Annotated in this window: 1 protein-coding gene; it reads left to right on the top strand. The window is 34.6% G+C overall.

What is annotated here, in order from left to right; genetic code table 11:
• Positions 1-657: ISL3 family transposase (locus ACFPOH_RS10830; protein WP_390309644.1), on the top strand; the 657-nt coding region annotated here is incomplete at both ends.

The following is a 657-nucleotide window of genomic DNA, read 5'->3' as shown; positions in this document are numbered from 1 at the left end:
TGGATATCGTGGAGGACCGGAGATTACATGTCCTCAAAGAGTATTTCTTACGGTATTCCAAGAAGGCGAGAGATGCGGTAAAAACGATTGTCATCGATATGTACAGCCCTTATATTTCCTTAATCCACGAAGTTTTCCCTAAAGCGGAAATCGTACTCGACAAATTCCATATCCTCCAACTATTTAGCAGAGCTTTAAACAAAACGCGCATCAACGTCATGAATCGGGATAAAAAGAATTACAATAAATTAAAAAAATACTGGAAGCTCCTTCTGAAAGATCAAACAAAACTTGATTATAAGAACTATAAATATCATCGTTGCTTTAAAAAGCATATGTGTGAGGTGGAGATTCTCCACTATCTCATTGATTTAGATTCTGAATTAAAAGCGTCCTATGAGTTATATCAATACGTGCAACATTGCATAAAAATCAAAGACTTTGAGCTCCTAAAGAAAACATTAGAGAATAAACAAAATATCGTTTCCAGCTATATGAAAACCGCCATCAAGACAATCAACAAATACATCAATTACGTGGAGAATACGTTGAAATATGATTATAACAACGGCATTTTAGAGGGGATTAATAACAAAATCAAAGTGATTAAACGCATTTCTTTCGGTTATCGATCCTTCTATCACTTTAGAAACCGAA

This window comes from Ureibacillus suwonensis, assembly GCF_042655065.1.
Lineage (GTDB): Bacteria > Bacillota > Bacilli > Bacillales_A > Planococcaceae > Ureibacillus > Ureibacillus suwonensis.
This window is presented reverse-complemented; position numbering and strand designations above follow the sequence as displayed.